At 43.9% G+C, this 280-nt stretch carries 1 protein-coding gene; it reads left to right on the top strand.

Annotation, left to right across the window (positions count from 1 at the left end):
• Window positions 1-90: 90 nt before the first annotated feature.
• Window positions 91-280 (top strand): dihydrofolate reductase (locus A3757_RS05210; protein WP_197469813.1); only part of this gene is annotated, 190 nt, incomplete at its 3' end.

The raw sequence follows: 280 nt of genomic DNA, 5'->3' as shown, positions 1-280 counted from the left end.
ACCGCTGACTTTGAAGTCGTCGGCTATGAGTCGCATGACAGTATCCAGTACCCTTTTTCAGTTTAAATATATATCGAGTAGGAAGAAACAATGAAGCGCTCCATGATCGTCGCGATGGCAGAAAACCGAGTTATCGGCATTAACAACAAGCTGCCTTGGTATTTGCCCAATGATCTTAAGTACTTTAAACAAGTGACGATGGGCAAGCCGATTCTAATGGGGCGTAAAACCTATGAGTCGATTGGTAAGCCGCTTCCAGGTCGATGCAATATCGTTATAA

The sequence above is a fragment of the Oleiphilus sp. HI0117 genome (genome assembly GCF_001635235.1).
Note: the sequence above shows the minus strand (reverse complement) of the source record. Positions and strands in the feature narration are given on the sequence as shown.